A 21,053-nucleotide genomic window follows, 5' to 3' on the forward strand; every position below is an offset into this window, starting at 1 on the left:
GCCGAAGCGGGGTGCTCCCGCGGCCGGCGCGGGGCAATCCACAGGACGGGTGCCGCGGGCACCGTGCTCCCCTTCTGCGTCCCGGTTCGTGCCCCGCCCGGGCGGGGTGGTGAACTGGGGGCATGCCCCCACCACGAGCCAGAATCGTCGAACCACCGGAGGAGATGCCGGAGATCGTCGTCAAGCGCAGTGCCCGCCGCACCAAGACCGTCAACGCCCACTTCAGCGGGGACGCCGTGGTGCTCTCGGTGCCGCAACGGGCCACCCGCGCCCAGATCGCGCATTGGAGTGCAACTCTCGTTCCCAGGGTCGTGGCCAAGCGGCGCGCGGCGGAGGCGGCCACGCGCACGCGGCACTCCGACACGGCGCTGGAGGAGATGGCGCAGCGGCTGTCCCGGACCTACCTGGAGGGCCGTGCCCGGCCCACGAGCATCACGTGGTCCGCCCGCCAGCACACGCGGTGGGGCTCGGCGACCCCCGCCACGGGTGCCATTCGGATCTCACGGCGACTCGCGGACGCGCCCGAGTGGGTTCTGGAGACCGTGGTGCTGCACGAGCTCGTGCACCTGCTCGAGGCTCACCACAACGAGCGGTTCTGGGAGATGGCACGGCGCCACCCCAGGGCGCACGACGCCGGCCAGTTCCTGGACGGCGTCGCGTGGGCGGAGCGGAACCCCGCGCAGGTCACGGGCCGGGAGTGAGGCACCCGAGGGGCCAGTCCGGCGAGCCGGGCCGGTACGAGGTCCGCACGAGTCTCGGTGCGAGTGGCTCCGGGCCGTTCGTACGGGCCCGGCCGCGAACCCTGAAGTCCGTACGACGGGCCTACTACACGGAGACCCAGCCGCCCACGATCAGTCCTCGTCCCGCGTGGTGTCGGGATCGTCCTGGTCGTCGTCGCCGGCAGCAGTGCCCGTGCTCTCACCCGGCTCGCGTCCAGGCGACGTCTCCCCGGACGCACCCTGCTCCGCGTCCGCGGAGGCCTGGCCGGTGGAACTCGCGCCCCCCGGGGCCTGCCGGCCGTCCTCGTACCCGCCGGCCAGCAGCTTCTCCAGGGCGGCGTCCATCTCCTCGTCGCTGGCCGTGAGCAGCCCGCGGCGCTCCTCGAAGCCCTGGGGATCGTCGAGGTCCTCGTTGGTGGGCAGCAGCTCGGGGGACTCCCAGAGGCTGTCGCGCTCGGTGATCCCGCGCTGTTCCTCCACGTAGCCCCAGAAGGTCGCTGCCTCACGCAATCGGCGGGGGCGCAGTTCGAGACCCACGAGGGAACCGAAGGTGCGCTCGGCGGGACCGCCCTCGGCGCGGCGTCGGGCCATCATCTCGGTGAGGGCGGCGGCGGAGGGGATGTTGGCGGTGGAGGCCACGGTGACGCGGTTGACCCAACCCTCCACGAGCGCGAGGACCGTCTCGAGCTTGGCGAGTGTGGCCTCCTGGCGCGGGGTCATCTCGGGGCTGAACACGCCGGAGGCCAGCGCGTCCTGGATGCCCGAGGGGTCGGAGGGGTCGAGTTCCTGGGCGATGGACTCGATCCTGTCCATGTCGATGTGGATCTCGGACGCGAACGCCGTGATCAGGTCCAGCACGTACTGGCGCAACCACGGCACACCGTGGAACAAACGCGTGTGGGCGGCCTCGCGGATGGCCAGGTACAGCATCACGTCCGAGGCCGGCAGGTCCAGCCCCTCGCTGAACTCGGCCACGTTGGACGGCACGAGCGCGCAGCGGTCCTTGGCCAGGGGGATGCCCACGTCGGTGGAGGACAGCACCTCGCACGAGAGCGCACCCACGGCCTGTCCCAGCTGCATCCCGAACATCATGGAGCCCGCGCCGGAGAGCATCCCGGACAGGTCCGCCCCGCCCATGGCCTGGGAGAGCTCGGGGGGCAACTGCTGGGTCAGGGCGTCGGACATGGCCTTGGACACGGAGGTGGCCACCGGGGTGGTCATCTCCTTCCAGGTCTCCCACGTGGCCTCGATCCACTCGGCGCGCGCCCACGCGGACGGCAGCACGGGGGCTTCGCCGAACGCGGTGTTGTCCGTGAGCCACAGGTCCGCGAGCTTCATGGCATCGTTCACGGCGCCCTTCTGCTTCGCCGAAACGGACGCGTCGCCCTTCTGCGCGGCCACCTGACGGGCGTGCTGGTTGGCGAGCTCCCAGTTGATGGGCTCCCCCGAGGAGGTCGAACTCATCATGGACTGGATCTGCTGGAACATCATGGACATGGCCTGCGGGTCCATGGGCATACCGGCCGGCATGTCACCGGGCTTCATGTTCCCGGACCCCAGCAGACGCTCGAACATCTCCTGGAACGGGTCCTTGGGGTTCTCGCCGTTCTCGTCGTTCGGAGGGTTCGAAGGCATGGGACCGCCAATCGTCGTGGAGGATCTAGGACTGCTCAAACCCTAGCCGTCCGCCCCGGGCCCGAACCACCGCGTGCGCGCCCAGTTCGCTGATGGCTCAGGTATCCTCCGGGCGCCCGTTTACCGGGAGCGGGCGACGCCGCCGTCCCCGGCCGTGCGGCGTCTTCGAACCTTCCACGAGGGCGTGCGACGTACGCCCCAGACGGTGTGCGCGGGACCTTCCCAGGGTGGGCCGAGTACGCTGGGACGGTCCTGGAGGCCGTGGAGAGGAAGCGACGTGACGGGTGAGCAGAAGGGGGCGCGGCGCGGATTCCTCCGCCGCCAGTCGTTGCCGTCGGTCGCGCTCGCGGGGACCACGGTGCTGCTGCTCGCGGGCGTGGTGCTGCCCGCGCCGTACGTCGTGGAATCCGCCGGACCCACGTTCAACACCGTGGGCAGTCACGACGACAAGCAGCTCGTCAAGATCACGGGCGCCCCGACCTACCCGAGCGACGGCCGGTTGGACCTGACCACCGTGTACGTCACGGGCGGACCCTCCGGGCGGCTCAACTCCATCAACGCGCTGCTGGGCTGGTTGGATCCCTCCGATGCCGTGATCCCGGAGGACACCCTTTACCCGCCGGACACCACGGGCCAGCAGGTGGACGAGTCCAACGCCGCGGCCATGGTCACCTCCCAGGAGGACTCCGTGGCGGCCGCGCTGAACCACCTGGGCAAGCCGTTCACAACCACCCTGACCGTGCACGCCGTGATCCCCGGCGGCGCCGCGGACGGTGTCCTGCGGGCCGGGGACCGGATCCTCTCCGTGAACGGCACGCAGGTCACCTCGCTCGAGCTGTTGCGCGAGCAACTCGACGCCGCGGGGGAGCGGGGAGCGGACGTCGTCGTGCGCCGGGACGGCAGGACGGTCACCGAACACGTGAAGCTGACCCGGGACGAGGACTCGCAGCGGTGGCAGCTCGGCGTGTACCTCGTACCGAAATACGAGTTCCCCGTGGACGTGGACTTCCAACTGGACCAGGTGGGTGGACCCAGCGCCGGGATGATGTTCGCGCTGGGGATCATCGAGGAACTGACCCCCGGATCGATGGCGGGCGACGAACACATCGCGGGTACCGGAACGATCTCGGCGGACGGGAATGTCGGTCCCATCGGTGGGATCCGACAGAAATTGCAGGGCGCAGCGGAGTCCGGTGCCACGTACTTCCTGGCCCCCTCGGACAATTGCGGTGAGGTGGCCGGGCACGTCCCGGATGGTCTCACGGTGATCGAGGTGAAGACACTGGGAGATGCTGTGGAAGGGGTCGAAAAAGCGGCGTCCGGATCGGTCGTGGAGCTGCCTTCCTGCGGCACCCGGTGACATCCCGAGGCGGTGAAATTGCATGCCGCCACGGGGGCTAGCACAATAGGGTGGACACTGATCATTGACAGATCATCATCCGTGCCCAGGGAATTCAGAGGTATTCAGTGACCGCCGGATCCACATCCCCACGTCCATCCAGCGGGTCCGCAGCGGGCCGCAAGAAACACGGGGCCCTGTTGCCCACGGTGATCGCGGTGGTGGTCCTCATCGCCCTGTTCGTGGGGTTCACCCAGGTCTACACGAACATCCTCTGGTTCGAGCAGCTCGGCTACCTGCGGGTGTTCGTCACCCGTAACCTCGCGATGATCGGTCTGTTCATCATCTCCGCCGTGATCGTGGCCACGCTCATATTCCTGAGCCTGTGGCTCGCGTACCGCAACCGCCCCCGGGACACCGGCCAGGTCAGCGACAACATGCAGAAGTACCAGCAGGCGCTGGACCCCGTGCGCAAGATCGTCATGGTGGCCGTGCCGGTGATCTTCGGACTGTTCGCCGCCTCCACGATCACGTCCCAGTGGCAGACCGTGCTGCTGTTCTTCAACCAGGAACCCTTCGGGCAGACCGACCCCCAGTTCGACCTGGACCTGGGCTTCTACGTGTTCACCCTCCCGTTCCTGCGGCTGCTGATCGGCTTCCTGGTCACCGCCCTGCTGCTCGCCGGTGTGGCCGGGCTGCTCATGCACTACGTCTACGGCGGGATCCGCATCCATGAACGCGGGATCGCCACGACCCGTTCCTCCCGCGTGCACCTGGGCTCCATCGTGGCCGCGTTCCTCGCGCTGCAGGCCGTGAACTTCTGGCTGGACCGCTACGCGACCCTGACCTCCAACTCGGGCAAGTGGACAGGTGCGCTGTACACCGACGTCAACGCCGTGATCCCCACCAAGGGCATCCTGGCGATCGCCGCCGTCCTGGTGGCCATCCTGTTCGTGGTGGCCGGGTTCATCGGCCGTTGGAAGCTGCCTCTGATCGGTGCCGCAATGCTCGTGGTCGTGGCCGTGGTGGCCGGTGGGCTCTACCCGTGGGCCATCCAGCGCTTCCAGGTGACACCCACGGAGCAGGCGCTCGAGAACGAGTACATCCAGCGCAACATCACCATGACCCGGCAGGCCTACGGTCTGGACAACACCGAGGTCACCCCGTACGACGCCACGACCCAGACCGAACAGGGTGCGCTGCGCCAGGACACGGAGACCACCTCCAACATCCGTCTGCTGGACCCCAACGTGGTCTCCTCCGCGTTCGCCCAGCTGCAGCAGTTCCGGCCGTACTACCAGTTCTCCGACATGCTCAACGTGGACCGCTACAGGATCGACGGGCAGACCCAGGACACGGTCATCGCGACCCGTGAACTGAACCCGGACCAGATCCAGGGCTGGTACAACCAGTCGGTGGTCTACACCCACGGCTACGGCGTGGTGGCCGCGTACGGCTCCCGCGTGCAGTCGGACGGCAAGCCCCAATTCATGCAGGCCGGGATCCCGTCCCGCGGTGAGATCTCCAACGACTACGAGCCGCGGATCTACTTCGGGAAGAACTCGCCCGAGTACTCGATCGTGGGTGGCTCCCCTGAGGACCCGCCGCTCGAGCTGGACCGCCCCCAGACCAATGACGGGGACGCCCAGGACGCCAAGACCACGTTCGCCGGCAATGGCGGCCCCACCGTGGGCAACTGGTTTAACAAGCTGTCCTACTCCATCAAGTTCCAGTCCACGGACATGCTGCTCTCGGACGCGGTGCGCCCGGAGTCCCAGATCCTCTACGACCGCAACCCGCGTGAGCGGGTGGAGAAGGTGGCCCCCTACCTCACGGTGGACGGCAACCCATACCCGGCGATCGTGGACAACAAGGTCGTGTGGATCGTGGACGCCTACACCACGGCGGCGTCCTACCCGTACTCCACGCCGTCCGTGCTCCAGGACGCCACCCAGGACACCCAGACCGCGCAGGGCACCGCCGCTGCGTTGCCGCCCGAGCGTGTGAACTACATCCGTAACTCGGTCAAGGCCACGGTCAACGCCTACGACGGTTCCGTGGATCTCTACGCGTGGGACGACCAGGACCCCGTCCTGAAGTCGTGGCAGAAGGTCTTCCCGAACACGCTCAAGCCGTACTCGGAGATGTCCGCGGACCTCATGGCCCATGTGCGCTACCCCGAAGACATGTTCAAAGTCCAGCGTGAGCTGCTCAACCGCTACCACGTCACGGACGCGAACAGCTTCTACGCGAGCGACGACGTGTGGTCCGTGCCCAACGACCCCACCCAGCAGAACCAGGACGTCCCGCAGCCGCCGTACTACCTCTCCATGCGCATGCCGGGTGAGGACAAGGCGAACTTCTCGCTCACCTCGTCCTTCATCCCGCAGCAGAACGAGTCCGGCAACACCCGTAACGTGATGTACGGGTACCTCTCCGCCAACGCGGACGCCGGGACGGGTGAGGACGGCGTCAAGAGCGAGGACTACGGCAAGCTGAGGCTGCTCGAACTGCCGCGCTCCTCTGTGGTGCCCGGTCCGGGCCAGGCGCAGAACCTGTTCAACTCGGACACGGATGTGTCCCAGGAGCTGAACCTGCTGCGTCAGGGTGCGTCCGAGGTCATCAACGGCAACCTGCTGACACTGCCCGCGGGCGGGGGCATGCTCTACGTCCAGCCCGTGTACGTGCAGTCCTCCGGCGATGCCGCCTACCCCACCCTGCGCCGCGTCCTCGTGGGCTTCGGTGAGAAGGTCGGATTCGCCCCCACGCTCGACGGCGCTCTGGATGAGGTTTTCAGCGGTAACTCCGGGGCCACCACGGACACCGGGGCCGGCGTGAACGACCAGGCCGCGAAGGCCGCCCAGGGCGGCGACGGGCGCACCGGCGCGGTGGACGACGGCGCGTCGGCCAGCCCCTCGCCGCAGCCCTCCGGGACCCCGTCGCCGCGCTCCACGTCCCTGCAGCAGGCTCTGGACAACGCCAACCAGGCCATGCAGGAAGCGGATCGGGCACGCCGGGACGGTGACTGGACGCAGTACGGCGAGGCCCAGGACCGGCTGAAGCAGGCCATCGACGAGGCCATGCGTCAGGACGGCGCCACCCCGTAATCCAGGGGAGACGCCCGAAGGGCGGTGATCGGGTTCTCCCGGTCACCGCCCTTCGCCATCACCGTCCCCCCTTGTCGCCGCCCCTGTCCTCACCGCCCCTCGCCATCGGGGCGCTGTCCCGTGCGGATCCGCGCCGGGGGACACCCGATTTGCACGATCCGTTCACCCTCCGTATAGTTGAGGACGTCGCCGCGGGGTGGAGCAGTTCGGTAGCTCGCTGGGCTCATAACCCAGAGGTCGCAAGTTCAAATCTTGCCCCCGCAACCACGAAGAAGCCCGGTTTCCCAGGAAACCGGGCTTCTGGCATGTCCGGACACATGTCCGGGGCTACTTCGCGACAAGCAGTGGAGCAAACGCAGCAGGCGATGCCGCGTTTGCTCCACGTCAGCTCACGCCGGGGGTGTCTGCTCAGCCGCGGGATGACGCCCTGAATGCTGCGGCCACCACACCGGCAGCCGCGGAAGTGACTCAGACTTCCTCGGAGGACACAATCTTCTCGCCGTCCTTGGTGGCGTTGCCGGCCTTGAGCGCCGCGAGCCGCGCCTCGATCTCGGTTTGCTGACCCATGTCCTCGAGCGCCTCGAACTGGCGGTCCAGGGAGGAATCGGCGAGCTCCTGCTGGCCGGCCACGCGAGCCTCCTCGCGGCGGATCTTGTCCTCGAACCGGGAGACCTCGCTCGTGGGGTCCATGACGTCGAACGCCTTGAGGGAGTCCTGCACCTGCGCCTGGGCCTGGACGGTCTTCTGGCGAGCGGCCAGCTCGTCACGCTTGGCGGAGAGCTCCTGGAGCTTACCACGCATGGTGTTGAGCCCGTCCTTGAGCTTCTCCACGACCTCGGTCTGGGACGCGATCTGGGGTTCGACCCCGCGGGCCTCGCTCTCGGACTGGATCTGACGTTGCAGCGCGACCTTGGCGAGGTTGTCGAACTTCTGGGCCTCGCTCTCCTTGCCCGACGAACGGAACTCCTCCGCCTTGTTGGACGCGGCCAGTGCCTTGTTGCCCCACTGGGCGGCCTCCTGGACGTCCTCGGCGTGGTCCTTCTCGAGCAAGCGGAGGTTACCGATGGTCTGGGCCACGGCGGACTCCGCCTCGCGGATGTTCTCGGTGTAGTCGCGGACCATCTGATCCAGCATCTTCTGGGGGTCCTCCGCGGAATCGATCATCGCGTTGATGTTCGCCTTGGCCAGCTGAGCGATCCGCCCGAAAATGGACTGTTTGGACATGGTGTTCTCCTCTTCTCGTATCTCGGACAAAACTGAAATCTGTCACGGGGCGGCGGGTGCGTCGCTCACCCGGAGGGGGTCAGAAGTTCCCGCCCACACCGCCGTCGAAGCCACCGAAATCGCCGCCTCCGCCGCCGAAACCGCCGCCGAAGTCACCGCCTCCGCCGCCGTAGTGGCCCCCGCCGATGCCGCCGTTGAGGATCCCGCCCAGCAGGATCCCGCCGAGCATGGCACCACCGAGGCCGTTGCTACGCCGGCCGTAACCCATGCCGCCGTAGCCCATGGGAGAGTTGTAGAACTCGTCCACGTCCGTCTGTGCGGAGCGCTGTGCGGAGTCCGCGAGGCGGATGGACTGGTTGGCCTCGTTGAGTGCTCGCTCGGGATCAGAGTTCTGTAGTTGCTGCGCGATCTCCAGGTGGCGTTCGGCCTCCGCGAGTTCGGTGCGCGCGCGGGCGCCCACACCGCCGCGGCGCGCCCACACGTAGTCGGACGCGGTGGTCAGGCTCGCCTGCGCGCTCACGAGCGCGTGGGACAGGGTCTCGCGCGCGGAGCGGGCGCGGTCGTTCGCGCTCCGGACGTCGTCCAGGCCCTTGTCGAGCTCGGCCTTGGCCTGCGCGAGCCGGCGGGCGGAGCCCATGGGGTCGTAGCGCCCGGAACGCATGTTCTGGGTCACGGTCTGCAGCACGGAGCGCACCCCGGCGGCGGCACCCGCGAGCTCGGGACGGGAGCCCTGCTGGACCAGTCCCTCGGCCTCGGCGACGTCCCGTTGGGCGATGCTCACGGCGTCCTTGAGGGACTCCTCGGCCTTGGCCAGTTCCCGGCGGGCGTTCTCCACCGAGGTGATCAGACCCTCGGCCTGGCCCTGCGCCTCCTCGGCGGCTCGGATGTTGAGCACGGCCTGGGAAACCTGTCCCGCGTCCAGGTGCTGTTGGGCCTGGGTGATCGCGGAGTCGGCGAACTCGAGGCGTTCGCGCGCCTGCTCGCCGTTGTCCCGCACGGGGGCCAGAGCGGCGTCGTCGTACGTTGCGTGCAGCGAGACGAGCAAGGACTCGGCGTCCTGCAGGCGCGGCTGGACACCGGCCACGGCGTGGCGCACGTCCTCGAGCGCCTCGGGGGCGCGGGTCTCGAGTTGACGCAACTGTGAGAAGTTCTGTTCCTGTTCCGCAAGGGAGCCGCGCGCCTGGTTGGAGCGCTCGATGATTTCCCCGAGCCACGCGCGCTGGTCCGCCTCGGTGTCCGGGATGTGGTCCTCGAGCTTCTGCTGCAGCTCGAAGGACGCGCGCATATGCTCCTTGGCCCGCGCGAGCGCGTGCTCGAACGGCTGGGTCTGCTCGCGGCCGTACTGCAGCTGCGCGAAGGTGAGTTCCTGCTCGGAGTGCTGGATCGCGTTGTCCGCCTCCACGAGCGCCGAACCCGCGCGCTTGTGCAGCTCGGGCAGGGGCACGAGCGGTCGCTGCGGCGCGCTGCTGCCGTTGTGCGGTTCCGGGGCCTGGGGTGCATTCGCACGACGACGCCGCCCGCGCATGAGCGACGCGACGCCCACGCCCGCGGCCGCGAGCCCGCCGAGCACCACGACCCCGCCGACCACACCGCCGGCCCCGTTCAGGCTCACCCCGCCGAGTTTCGAGTCGATCCCCTTCACGGCACCCTGGGCGGCGGCGTCCCAGTTGCCGTTGCGCAGGGCCGGGACGATGTTCTCGTTGTAGATCTCCTGGGTGTCCGAGCGGGACAGGGGACCCGCCGAGTTGGCCACGAACCGCGCCTGGCGGGTCTCGGTGGCCACGGTGAGCACGGCGTCGTTGGTCCCGAAACCGTTGTTCCGGGCGAAGTCCTGGACCCACTGACCGGGATCGGTGGGGTTCGTGAATCGGTCCACGTACACCACGTAGAGCGTGATGTTGTGTTCGCTGGCGACCCTGTTGATCTCGTCCTGCAACTGCGACGTGTTGCCCAGGACGTTGGCCGAATCCACGATCCGTGTGCCGGGGTCCACCTGCTGAGGGGGCTCGGCCAGGGCGGCGGGCGCCGCGAACAAGCACACTCCCGAGAGTACGATCGCGGAGACAGCGCGGCGCCAAACGGTGTGTGAATTCATGACCCTCGTTCCGATCGATCTCAGCCCAGCGGACGCCCGCCCGGGGATCGTCCCCAGGACATGATGGTCGTCCGAGTCACAGACTACGCTGAACGGACAATGCGGTCACGAGATCAGCGAGCGTCCCGGAGATCACCAGGCAACGTGCAGGAATCGGCCAGTTCTCACAGCCGCGGCTCAGTACGCCCGGGCATACTGGGCCACCGGAAGCCGCCGGGCGGGTCCCGGTATCCGCGTCCAGACACACGATCCCTCGACGTCCTGTCACAGTCCTGAAGGAGAGAACATGGCCGATTCCTATGACCCCCGTGCGGGCGGCGATCCCCAGCGTCCCGTGCCCCGGTACGGCCAGTACGGCTCCGGGACGGAGGGGGCCGGCCAGGGTTCGCCGTGGCACGCGCAGGACACCCAACCCATCCCGCCCGCGGGCGAACACCCCGGCGCCACCGGGGGTTACCAGTACGGCACCTATTCCGGTGGTCAGGACGGCTACACCGCGGCGTCGCAACCGGTTGGTGGTGCTGGGACCGCCACGACGCCCAAGCGCAAGTTCTCGGCGGGTGCCCTGGTCGCCGGGATGGTGCTCGCAGGGCTGATCGGTGCGGGGACCGCGGTGGGGACCGGCGCCCTCGCCGAGAACAACGGCGTGTCCGCGGCGGGCAACAGCTCCCCGGTGATCGTGAACAACACGGAATCGGTCAACCAGATCACGGGGGCCACCCACAAGGCCTCCCCGTCCGTGGTGACGATCTCCGCGTCCGCCGGGGGCCGTGCCGGGACGGGGTCCGGTGTGATCTTGGACGATCAAGGACACATCCTCACCAACACCCACGTGGTCACACTCGACGGCGCCACCTCCAACGCGAACCTGGAGGTCCAGACCTCGGACGGTTCCGTGCGCAAGGCCAGCCTCGTGGGCACGGACCCCGAATCGGACCTCGCGGTGATCAAGGTGGACCCGAGCGGTCTTACGCCCGCGGAATTCGGGGATTCGAGCAAGCTCAACGTGGGGGACACCGCGATCGCGATCGGCTCACCGCTCGGACTGAGCGGGACCGTCACGGACGGCATCGTCTCCACGCTCAACCGGACGATCGCCGTCGCCTCCTCAGCGGCGCAGGAGACCCCAGAGGACTCCCAACAGGGCGGCGGCGGGCAGGACTTCTTCTTCAACTTCCCGGACAACGGGCAGTCGGGCTCGCAGTCCGCGAAGTCGAGCGTCTACCTCAACGTCCTGCAGACGGACGCGGCGATCAACCCCGGCAACTCGGGCGGCGCGCTCGTGAACTCGAGCGGTCAGGTGATCGGCATCAACGTGGCGATCGCCTCGGCGGCGGGGTCCTCCTCGAACGACTCCTCCAGTTCGGGGAACATCGGGGTGGGATTCTCGATCCCGTCCAACACGGCCAAGCGGGTCGCGGACGAGATCATCAAGGACGGCAAGGCCACGCACGGCTACCTGGGCGCGTCCGTCTCCGCCTACACGCCGTCCGGGAGCAACTCGGAGCAGTTCTCCTCGGGTGCCCTCGTGCGCAGCGTGCAGGACGGCTCCCCGGCCGCGGACACCGGGTTGCGCGCGAACGACGTGATCACGCAGTTCAACGGCAAGCGCATCACGGACGCGGACGCTCTCACCGCCGGCGTGCGGGAACTCGCGGCCGGGACGGAGGCGGAGGTCACCTACCGGCGCGGCGGGGACGAGCACACGGCCAAGGTCAGGGTGGGCAACGCCGCCGAGCAATCGGGCAAGTAGGCGCCCCCGGCTCCGGCCGCGCCGACGGCGTTCACAACGGCGCTCGCAGGGTGTGCATACGCACGGTACCCGCGAGCGCCGTCGTCGTGGCGGGATCACACGCCGTCGGGGAAGCCCAACTGCCGCCAGGCCTCGTAGAGTGCGATGGACGCGGAGTTGGCGAGGTTGAGGGAGCGGCGCCCGGGCAGCATGGGGATCCGGACGTGTTCGGTGACGTGCTCGTCCTCGAGGACATCGGTGGGCAGCCCCGTGGACTCGCGGCCGAAGAGCAGAACGTCCCCGTCCTGGTAGGCCACGTCCGTGTGGCGGGTGCTCGAGTGGGACGTGAACGCGAGGACCCGGGCGTCCCCGAGCGCATCCCACAGTGCTTCCACGCTGGGGTGCACGTCCATGACCGCGAGATCGTGGTAGTCCAACCCCGCCCGGCGCAGGTGGGCGTCCCCGAACGTGAAGCCCAGGGGCTCCACGAGGTGCAGGCGCGCGCCCGTACAGGCCGCGAGGCGGATGGCGTTTCCCGTGTTGCCGGGGATCTCGGGGGTGTGGAAGACGAAATGCAGCATGGCTGCGAGTGTAGGCGCGTCCGTGCGGCACGGCACCGGCGGGGCGCGGGGCGTTGTATCGACGCAGCCGGGGGTCTCACCGGCGGTGCGCTGGGGGAGGTCGCACCGGAGGTGCGCGGCCGAGGGAGGGCCGCGGTGGGCGCGCCTAGAATTGGACCCATGCCCACACCACGCGTCTACATGGATCACGCCGCCACGACCGACATGCTGCCCGAGGCCGTCGAGGCCTACGTGGCGCAGGCCCAACGCGGCGGCAACCCCGCGTCCCTGCACTCGGGTGGGCGCTCCGCGCGCATGGCCCTGGAGACCGGACGGGACAGCGTGGCCGCGGCGTTGAACGCGGAACCGGTGGAGATCATCCTCACATCCGGCGGGACGGAAGCGGACAACATGGCCGTGCTCGGGCTGTTCCGGGCAGCCCGGGACGCGGATTCGCGTCGCACCGTGATCGCGCTGTCCACCGTGGAACACCACGCGGTATCCGAGGCCGCCGAGTGGCTCGCCGCGCACGAGGGCGCCGAGCTCGCGTGGCTCGAGGTCGATGCCGACGGCCGGGTGGACCCCGACGACCTGCGGGAGCTGCTCGACCGCCGCGGCGACGAGCTGGCCCTGGTGACCGTGATGTGGGCCAACAACGAGGTCGGCACGGTGCAACCGATCGCGGAGCTCGCGGCCCTGTGCGACCGGGCGGGGGTGTCCTTCCACGTGGACGCCGTGCAGGCGTTCTGCGCGGTGCCCGTGGACGCGCACTTGCCCGGGATCAGCACTCTTGCGGTGTCCGCACACAAGCTCGGCGGTCCGATGGGTGTGGGCGCGCTGTACGCCCCCCGCACGGTGACGTTGGCCGCCACGAGTTTCGGCGGGGGCCAGGAGCGCAGCGTGCGTTCCGGCACGGTCAACGCCGCGGGGGCGGCCGCGTTCGGTGCCGCAGTGCACGCCGCCCAGCGTGATGCGCACGCCGAGTTCGTGCGTCGCGCACGATTGCGCGACACCCTCGTGGCGGGGATCCGCGAACGGGTCCCGCAGGCCGTGCTGCGCGGGCCCGAGCCCGGCGCACCCGAGGACGAGTGGGCGCACCCCACGCGGCTGCCGGGCAACGCGCACTTCACGTTCCCCGGGTGCGAGGGCGATTCCATGCTCTTCCTCTTCGACGCCGCGGGGGTCGCGCTGTCCACGGGCTCGGCGTGCAACGCGGGCGTCCCGCGCGCATCCCACGTGTTGCTGGCCATGGGGGTGCCCGAGGAGACCGCGCGCGGTGCCCAGCGCTTCTCCCTGGGACACTCGAGCACGCCGGACGACGTCACCGCGGTGCTGGCTGCCGTGGCGGAGGTCTACGACCGCGCCCACGCCGCGGGGCTGTCCGGGCACGTCCCGGGCTTCGCGTCCTGAGCAGCGCCGTCAGGAACCGCGGAGTGGCCGGGAACGGCGGGGTCAGGAACGGCGGGGTCGTCGGGAACTGCGGCGCCGTCGGGAATAGCCCCGGCGGCGCGCTGGTTGTTAAACCGGTTCGACCCACAATTTTCGACCCTCGACGGACCTGGAGGAATTGACGTGCGTGTTCTGGCAGCGATGAGCGGCGGTGTGGACTCGGCGGTGGCCGCGGCGCGCGCCGTGGACGCGGGGCACGACGTCACGGGCGTGCACCTGGCGCTGTCCCGCACCCCGGGCACGCTGCGCACGGGCGCGCGGGGGTGTTGCACGATCGAGGACTCCCGGGATGCGTGGCGCGCGGCCGAGAAGCTCGGGATCCCGTACTACGTGTGGGACTTCTCCGAACGGTTCCAGGCGGACGTCGTGGACGACTTCGTGGCCGAGTACGCTGCGGGGCGTACCCCCAACCCGTGCATGCGCTGCAACGAGAAGATCAAGTTCGCGGCCCTGCTCGAGAAAGCGCTCGCCCTGGGGTTCGACGCCGTGTGCACGGGCCACTACGCCAAGGTCGTGACGGATGCGGACGGGCACAAGGAACTGCACCGCGCGGCCGATTGGGCCAAGGACCAGTCCTACGTGCTGGGCGTGCTCACCGCCGAGCAGCTCGAGCACGCGATCTTCCCCCTGGCCGAGACCCCGTCCAAGGCGCAGGTGCGCGCCGAGGCTGAGGAGCGCGGGCTGTCCGTGGCCAAGAAGCCCGATTCGCACGACATCTGCTTCATCCCGGACGGGGACACCCGCGGGTGGCTCGAGGACCACATGGAGCTCGCCCCCGGGAGGATCGTGGACACCCAGGGCACCGAACTCGGTGAGCACCGCGGCGCGCACGCCTACACGGTGGGTCAGCGCCGGGGTCTGCACATCGGCCGGCCCGCCCCGGACGGCAAGCCCCGCTTCGTCCTGGAGATCCGGCCCAAGACCAACGAGGTGGTCGTGGGGCCGGAGGCCCTGCTGGCGATCGACGTCATGGAGGGCATCCGCCCGTCGTGGGCCGGGCTTCCGCCCCGCGAAGTCGCGGCGATGGCCGAGGACGTGGACGGTCGCTCCGATGAGTTCCCCGTGACGGTCCAGGTGCGCGCCCACGGCGATCCCGCGCCGGCGCGCGCGTGGCTCACCCGGCAGGACGGGCAGCAGCGGTTATGCGTGCGCCTCGACGAGCCCCAGCGCGGTGTGGCCCCCGGGCAGACCATGGTGCTCTACCAGGGCACCCGTGTGCTGGGCCAGGCCACCATCGACGCCGCCTTCGCCGATCGCGCGGCCGCGGCCGCGTCCTGAGCCCCACGTGGGGCGGCATGACCGCCACACGACCGGGCGCCGGGCGCGCCACTATTACAGTGGACGCATGAGTGCAGTCACCGACCCCGCCGACCACGCGCCCGTCGACTCATCGGGAGCCGATTCACCGAGCACCGACCGTCCCGCGGACAGCGCGTTGACGCGCTTGGAAGCCATTCGCGGCACGATCGACAACATCGACGCCGCACTCGTGCACCTGCTCGCCGAACGCTTCAAGGCGACCCAACAGGTGGGCAAGCTCAAGGCGGAGAACGACCTCCCGCCCTCGGACCCCGAACGCGAGAAGACGCAAATCCACCGGTTGCGCCGACTTGCGGAGGCCGCACACCTGGATCCCGAGTTCGCGGAGAAGTTCCTGAACTTCATCATCAGCGAGGTCATCCGCCACCACGAGGCCATTTCCGAAAACCACCAGCGCAGCACCGACGCATGAGCGAAGCAGTCACCGCGACCCTCACCCGTTCCCTGCGGGGCACGGACCTCCTCGAGACGTTCACCGTGCTGCGCGGCGAGCTGGGCGCACCGCACCTGGCCACCGTGCCGCTGCTGCCGGAGCGGGGTCCGCACGCCGAGCTCGCGGCCCGCACGTGCGCCGTGCTCGATTCCCTCTACGCGGACCGGCAGCCCCACGGGTGGCGGATCAGCGGTGTCCCCGGCGACGACTCCCGCCGTGCACGCCGGCAACTGGAGAGCGACCTCAACGTGGTCGCGGACGTCCTGGGCGCCGAATCCGGCGCGGACACCGGACCGATCGCCTTCTCGCTGCTCGGCCCGGTCTCCCTCGCGGCGACCGTCCACGTGCACAACGGGGAGAAGCTGCAGTCGGATCCCGGCGCTCGCCGTGATCTCGCGCAGTCGTGGTGCTTGGGCGTCGCGGACCTCGTGGCCGTGCTGCGGCGCAACACGGACGGGCGCGGTGTCGTGCTGGTGCTCGAGGAACCAGAGCTGGAACGCGTGGTGACCGGGCGCATCCCGACCGCGAGCGGCTACCGCACCCTGCGTGCGCTGCCGCGCCAGGAACTGCGCGCCACGCTCTCGGACGCCGTGGCCGCGTGCCGTGCGACGGGGGTGGAGACCGTGGTCCTGGACGCGGGCGCCGTCGGGATCGACTGGACCCCGCGGGTCGGCGCGGACGCCGCCGTGCTTGGTCTGCCGGACGGGCCCACCGAGCAGTGGGAGCCCCTCGCGGCCCTGCACGAGGCGGGGGTGCGGTTGTGTTTCGACACCGTCCCTGTGGCCGGGCGCACGCCCGTGTCCGAGCTCGTGGGGCGCGTGCTGGGCCCGTGGCGTGAGCTGGGCATGGATCCGGCGGCGTTGCTGGGAACCGTGCTGGCGCCGTCGGCGCGGATCAGCGAGCTCACCCCGCCGCACCTGCCGGACGCCCTGCGGCGGGTGACGCACCTGGGCGGCGCGCTCACCGAGGCGTGCAACGAGGGTTGAGCCCGGCCAGGCCGTAGAATCGAGGGCGTACACGGACGCCGATCCCGGCCGCTCCGGGTGTCAGGGACGAGCGCGAAAGCGGGCCATGAAAGCAAGAATCCTGGTGGTGGACGACGACGCCGCGTTGTCCGAAATGATCGGCATCATCCTCGCGTCCGAGGACTTCGAGCCCGTCTACTGCTACGACGGCGCCGGCGCCCGGGACGTGTTCCGCGCCTCCGAACCGGACCTCATCCTCCTGGACCTCATGCTCCCCGGCATGGACGGGATCCAGGTGTGCCAGCAGATCCGCGCCGAGTCGGACATCCCGATCGTGATGCTCACCGCCAAGTCCGACACCGCGGACGTGGTGCGCGGGCTCGAGGCCGGCGCGGACGACTACGTCCCCAAGCCCTTCAAACCCGCCGAGCTCGTGGCCCGCGTCAAGGCGCGTCTGCGCCCTATGGACCGCGGGGCCACCCAGGAGATCACGCTCGGGGACATCGTGATCGACGTGACCGGGCACAGCGTGACCCGGGCCGGGCAGGAGATTTTCCTGACCCCGCTGGAGTTCGACCTGCTCGCGACCCTGGCGCGCTCGCCGCACCAGGTGTTCAGCCGGGACGAGCTGCTGCGTGACGTGTGGGGCTACCCCCACGCCGCGGACAACCGCCTGGTCAATGTGCACGTGCAGCGGTTGCGCTCCAAGGTGGAACGCGATCCGGAGAACCCGGAGGTGGTCCTCACGGTGCGCGGGATCGGCTACAAAGCCGGGGGACACGCGCATAAATGACGTCCGCCCCGGCGCGACCCGTGGCGCACAGCCCCGCCGAGCGGTGTCCACCCAAACGCTTCCGCAGGATCCGGCTGGGTCGGCGCATGCTCATCCGCCGCTGGCGGCAGTCCCTGCAGTTTCGCTCGATCGCCGTGGCGCTCACGCTCACGTCCGTGGCGTTCCTCGCCACGGGTAGCTTCCTGTCCCACCAGATCGCGGACCGGTTGTTCACCGACCGCCTGGACCAGGTGCTCGAGGAGGCCCGCAGCGACATCCGCACCGCCCAGGCGAGCTTCGACGCCTCCGACGCCTCCGACCGCACCGAGGTCCAGGCGCTGATCAACTCCATGCTGGGCGGGCTGAGCCAGGACACGAGCACCACCGACCACCGCTGGATCCTGATCCCCCTGGAGCAGGGCGCGGGGCAGTTGTTCGTGGGCGTGCAGACCGAGAGCGCGTGGATGACCTCTGCCACCGTGCCCCAACAACTGCAACGGCGCGTGGCCGATGGGGACGGCACGTACTGGCAACCGGCCTCGGTCCGCATGGCGGAGAACGAGCCGGAGAAACCGGTCATCGTGATCGGGGACGTAGTCCAGCTCAACCAGAACTCTCGCTACGGGTTGTACTTCGTCTACGATTTCTCGGACCCGCAGGCCACCCTGGACTCGATCCACGCGGTGCTGTTGCTGTCCATGGTCGCGCTGTTGCTGCTCGTGGGAACCATCGTGTGGTACGTGACCCGGGAAGTGGTGCGCCCGGTCTCGAGTACGGCGCGCGTGTCGCAGCGGTTGTCCGAGGGTGACCTGGACGTGCGCATGGAGGTCCACGGCAGCAACGAGGCCGCCCGGTTGAGCCGTTCGTTCAACCGCATGGCGGATTCCATCCAGGGGCAGATCACCCAGCTCGAACAACTCTCGTCCATGCAGCAGACCTTCGTCTCGGACGTCTCCCACGAGCTGCGCACGCCCTTGACCACTGTGAAGATGGCCGCGGAGGTGCTCTACAATGCACGCGAGGACTTCGATCCCGTCAACCGGCGCTCCGCCGAGCTGCTGCACAACCAGGTGGACCGCTTCGACTCGTTGCTCTCGGACCTGCTCGAGATTTCACGGTTCGACGCCGGCGCGGCCCGCCTGGACATGGCGTCCACGGACATCTTCACCGTCATCTACGACGTCGTGGAGGCGTGCGCGCCGCTCGTGCTCGAATCCGGTTCGGAGCTCACGGTGCGGTCCACCCTGACCCGCTGCGTGGTGCAGATGGACCAGCGGCGGATCGACCGGATCCTGCGCAATCTCGTGACCAACGCGCTCGAGCACGGGGAGAGCAAGCCCGTGGACATCTACGTGGGCGCCAACGAGAACTGTGTGTCCGTGGCGGTGCGCGACCACGGCATCGGGATGACCGAGGAGCAGACGACCAAGGTCTTCAACCGGTTCTGGCGCGGGGATCCCGCACGCGCTCGCACGGTGGGCGGTACGGGCCTGGGGCTCGCGATCGCCACGGAGGACACGCGGTTGCACGGGGGCGCGCTCACGGTGTGGGCCGAACCCGACAATGGCGCGTGCTTCCGGCTCACCCTGCCCCTGCTGCGGAACCAGGGGCTGGATCCAGAGCAGCCCAATCCGCTGCCCATGCCACCCGTGGAACAGCACAACGAATCCACCGCTCGGGTCACCGACACCGGTTCGTTGCAGCTCACTGCCCCGGCCGTGCGCCCGAGCGAGGACCGGGACACGGGCCAGCTGCTCATGGACTTTTCGGACGCCGACGTGGCCGCCGGGGAGCCAGCCGCGACGACGGATGCGAACGCCTCGGCACAAGAACGCACGGGCTCGAGCGCCTCGCGACACCGTGATCGGACGGAGGAATCATGAATCCCGCAGACCACGATCGGACCCGTGATCGGGCGGATGCCATCCGGGCCGTCGGGGACACGCACCGGGTGAGCGACGTCGTGTTCGGGACCACGCGGCGTCGGGCGCGGCACACGGGCCTGGCGTGCGCGATGGTTCTGGGCCTGACCCTCTCCGCGTGCGGGGCCATGCCGCGGTCCGGGCCCGTGCACAAGGTGATCGAGCCTACGGAGCAGACCCAGCAGTCCGCGATGCCCTTCAATCCCCAGGGGCCCCGGGTGGGGGCCACGGCCCAGGAGATTGTGGAGGGGTTCCTGGCCGCCGGGGTGGGCGCGCAGGACGACTACTCCGTGGCCCGCCAGTACCTCACACCGCAGCTCGCCGCGACCTGGAAGCCGGATACCCGCGTGCTCATCCACTCGGGGGAGCCCACCACGGTGCCGCGGCTCAACGACGGCGAATTCCGCACGAGCATGGAGGTCAGCGGGGAGCTCAGTGCCAGCGGCGTGCTCGCCAAGCAGCCCTCGGGCAGCACACGCGTCCTGGATTTCGTGCTCACCTCGGTGGACGGGCAGTGGCGGATCTCCCGGGCGCCCGACGGCGTGGTGGTCCCGCAAGCGGACTTCGAGAAGATCTTTTCGCCCACCAACCTCTACTTCTACTCGGCTCAGGACAGCAAGTACCTCGTTCCGGATCCGCGGTGGTTCGCGACCCGCTCCACGACCTCCACGGCGGCGGTGCGCGCGCTCATGCGCGGGCCCGCCGCGTATCTGGGCAATGCCGTGACCAGTGCGATCCCGCAGGGTACCGCGCTGTCCCGTTCGGCCGTGCCGGTGTCCGGGGGGACCGCGGCGGTGGACCTCACGCTCGCGAGCTTCGACCCCGCGGAGGTGAACCAGGCACGCCGGATGGAACAACAGCTGCGGGCCACCCTGCGCACCATCCCGAACGTGGACGACGTCGAACTGCGGATCAACGACGCCCCGGTGGACACCTCCGGCGGCAGCGACAACGACCCGATCCAGGCCGTGACCGTCCCCAACCGGCAGATCGGGGTCTCCGACAACAAGCTCGCGTTCTACCAGGGCGGCCAGACCGAGCTGATCCCGGACCTCACGCTGCCAGAGGGCGTCACGCTCAGCAAACCGGGAATGGGCGTGGAGGCCGGGGCCTTCGGGTTTGTGGACAGCGCCGGTTCCACGGTCTACACCGTGTCCCCCGGACAGCAACCCCGGCAGCGGTGGTCCGGGTACAAGCCCACCCGGCCGAGTTTCGACAACCTGGGGTGGGTGTGGGGCGCGGACCGCTCCGGGACCGTCCGGGTCGTGCGGGCGTCGTCGGAGGGGCAGGGTGACACCGTGTCCGCCTCGTGGCTCGACGACCAGCACGTGGCGTCCCTGCGGATCTCCCGCGAGGGCAGCCGGGCGCTCGTGGTCACGACCGACGCCGCCGCGACGCGTTCCACCGTGTGGATCGCGGGCGTGGTGCGGGACGCCTCCGGCAGACCCACCGAACTCGCGAAGGGCAATGCCGTGGCCACGGGCGTGGACGTGGACACCGCCCAGTGGATCGGCCCGGACGAGTTCGTGTCCAGTGCCCTGGACCAGGACACCAACGCGCAGCCCCGCCGGTACACGATCGCGGGCAAGGTGGACGAGCTGCCTGCCCTGACCGGGGTGACCTCCCTGGCCGGGGGCAACGGGTCCGCCGCGGTGTACGGCGCCTCGGACGGGCGGCTCTACATGCTCACGGGCAGTTCCTGGGCGCTGCAGAGCGAAGAGGTCACGGACACCGCATTCGCGGGGTGAGCACCCGTTCCTGAGTGGGTGCGCCGTGCGCTG

General features: G+C 69.5%; 15 protein-coding genes and 1 tRNA gene. 12 read left to right on the forward strand and 4 right to left on the reverse strand.

Annotated features, from left to right (window positions below):
- Nucleotides 1-122 precede the first annotated feature (122 nt).
- Nucleotides 123-701, forward strand: a complete 579-nt coding sequence (locus tag Q9R22_RS04625; RefSeq protein ID WP_311254091.1) for a M48 family metallopeptidase — start codon at nucleotides 123-125, stop codon at nucleotides 699-701.
- A 150-nt stretch (nucleotides 702-851) separates the two neighbouring features.
- Here the strand turns inward: Q9R22_RS04625 and Q9R22_RS04630 are convergent, their stop codons facing one another.
- Nucleotides 852-2,354, reverse strand: coding sequence for a zinc-dependent metalloprotease (locus tag Q9R22_RS04630; protein ID WP_131332618.1), 1,503 nt, complete (start codon nucleotides 2,352-2,354; stop codon nucleotides 852-854).
- Nucleotides 2,355-2,631: 277 nt separating this feature from the next.
- Here Q9R22_RS04630 and Q9R22_RS04635 point away from each other — a divergent pair, with 277 nt between their 5' ends.
- The 3 genes from Q9R22_RS04635 to Q9R22_RS04645 all read left to right on the forward strand — a co-directional run bounded on the left by Q9R22_RS04635 (nucleotide 2,632) and on the right by Q9R22_RS04645 (nucleotide 7,067).
- Nucleotides 2,632-3,714: a PDZ domain-containing protein gene (locus tag Q9R22_RS04635; RefSeq protein ID WP_131332619.1), complete on the forward strand. Its 1,083-nt coding sequence runs from the start codon at nucleotides 2,632-2,634 to the stop codon at nucleotides 3,712-3,714.
- A gap of 107 nt (nucleotides 3,715-3,821) precedes the next feature.
- Nucleotides 3,822-6,800 (forward strand): UPF0182 family protein, encoded by a 2,979-nt coding sequence (locus tag Q9R22_RS04640; protein WP_131332620.1) that lies wholly within the window; start codon nucleotides 3,822-3,824, stop codon nucleotides 6,798-6,800.
- A 190-nt stretch (nucleotides 6,801-6,990) separates the two neighbouring features.
- Nucleotides 6,991-7,067, forward strand: a tRNA-Met gene (locus tag Q9R22_RS04645).
- A gap of 201 nt (nucleotides 7,068-7,268) precedes the next feature.
- Here Q9R22_RS04645 and Q9R22_RS04650 read toward each other — a convergent pair.
- Nucleotides 7,269-8,024, reverse strand: coding sequence for a PspA/IM30 family protein (locus Q9R22_RS04650; protein ID WP_098053958.1), 756 nt, complete (start codon nucleotides 8,022-8,024; stop codon nucleotides 7,269-7,271).
- A gap of 79 nt (nucleotides 8,025-8,103) precedes the next feature.
- Entirely contained in the window at nucleotides 8,104-10,119 is a 2,016-nt protein-coding gene (locus tag Q9R22_RS04655) for a TPM domain-containing protein (RefSeq protein ID WP_131332621.1), read from the reverse strand.
- Between the two features lie 286 nt (nucleotides 10,120-10,405).
- Here Q9R22_RS04655 and Q9R22_RS04660 point away from each other — a divergent pair, with 286 nt between their 5' ends.
- Nucleotides 10,406-11,872: a S1C family serine protease gene (locus Q9R22_RS04660; RefSeq protein ID WP_131332622.1), complete on the forward strand. Its 1,467-nt coding sequence runs from the start codon at nucleotides 10,406-10,408 to the stop codon at nucleotides 11,870-11,872.
- Nucleotides 11,873-11,967: 95 nt separating this feature from the next.
- On the opposite strand, the gene Q9R22_RS04665 is transcribed toward Q9R22_RS04660, so the two are convergent.
- A complete protein-coding gene (locus tag Q9R22_RS04665) occupies nucleotides 11,968-12,432 on the reverse strand; it encodes a tRNA (cytidine(34)-2'-O)-methyltransferase (protein ID WP_085107632.1) in 465 nt (154 codons plus the stop codon).
- 159 nt (nucleotides 12,433-12,591) lie between these two features.
- Here Q9R22_RS04665 and Q9R22_RS04670 point away from each other — a divergent pair, with 159 nt between their 5' ends.
- From Q9R22_RS04670 to Q9R22_RS04700, 7 genes are all read left to right on the forward strand, one after another.
- The gene (locus Q9R22_RS04670) at nucleotides 12,592-13,821 is read left to right on the forward strand and encodes a cysteine desulfurase family protein (RefSeq protein ID WP_131332623.1); all 1,230 of its coding nucleotides are present in this window, start codon (nucleotides 12,592-12,594) and stop codon (nucleotides 13,819-13,821) included.
- Between the two features lie 162 nt (nucleotides 13,822-13,983).
- Nucleotides 13,984-15,138 (forward strand): tRNA 2-thiouridine(34) synthase MnmA, encoded by a 1,155-nt coding sequence (mnmA, locus tag Q9R22_RS04675; protein ID WP_131332624.1) that lies wholly within the window; start codon nucleotides 13,984-13,986, stop codon nucleotides 15,136-15,138.
- Between the two features lie 67 nt (nucleotides 15,139-15,205).
- Nucleotides 15,206-15,592 (forward strand): chorismate mutase, encoded by a 387-nt coding sequence (locus tag Q9R22_RS04680; RefSeq protein WP_131332625.1) that lies wholly within the window; start codon nucleotides 15,206-15,208, stop codon nucleotides 15,590-15,592.
- Nucleotides 15,589-16,599 (forward strand): hypothetical protein, encoded by a 1,011-nt coding sequence (locus Q9R22_RS04685; RefSeq protein ID WP_311254092.1) that lies wholly within the window; start codon nucleotides 15,589-15,591, stop codon nucleotides 16,597-16,599. The genes Q9R22_RS04680 and Q9R22_RS04685 overlap by 4 nt, the downstream gene beginning before the upstream one ends.
- Before the next feature lie 85 nt (nucleotides 16,600-16,684).
- Nucleotides 16,685-17,371, forward strand: coding sequence for an MtrAB system response regulator MtrA (gene mtrA / locus Q9R22_RS04690; RefSeq protein ID WP_131332627.1), 687 nt, complete (start codon nucleotides 16,685-16,687; stop codon nucleotides 17,369-17,371).
- A complete protein-coding gene (gene mtrB, locus Q9R22_RS04695) occupies nucleotides 17,368-19,233 on the forward strand; it encodes an MtrAB system histidine kinase MtrB (RefSeq protein ID WP_131332628.1) in 1,866 nt (621 codons plus the stop codon). The genes mtrA and mtrB overlap by 4 nt, the downstream gene beginning before the upstream one ends.
- Complete coding sequence (locus Q9R22_RS04700; RefSeq protein ID WP_242670638.1) at nucleotides 19,230-21,020, forward strand: LpqB family beta-propeller domain-containing protein; 1,791 nt, start codon at nucleotides 19,230-19,232, stop codon at nucleotides 21,018-21,020. Before mtrB ends, Q9R22_RS04700 begins: the two co-directional genes overlap by 4 nt.
- Nucleotides 21,021-21,053: the final 33 nt, after the last annotated feature.

This window comes from Kocuria sp. PD6 (assembly GCF_031844145.1).
GTDB classification, from domain to species: Bacteria; Actinomycetota; Actinomycetes; order Actinomycetales; family Micrococcaceae; genus Kocuria; species Kocuria marina.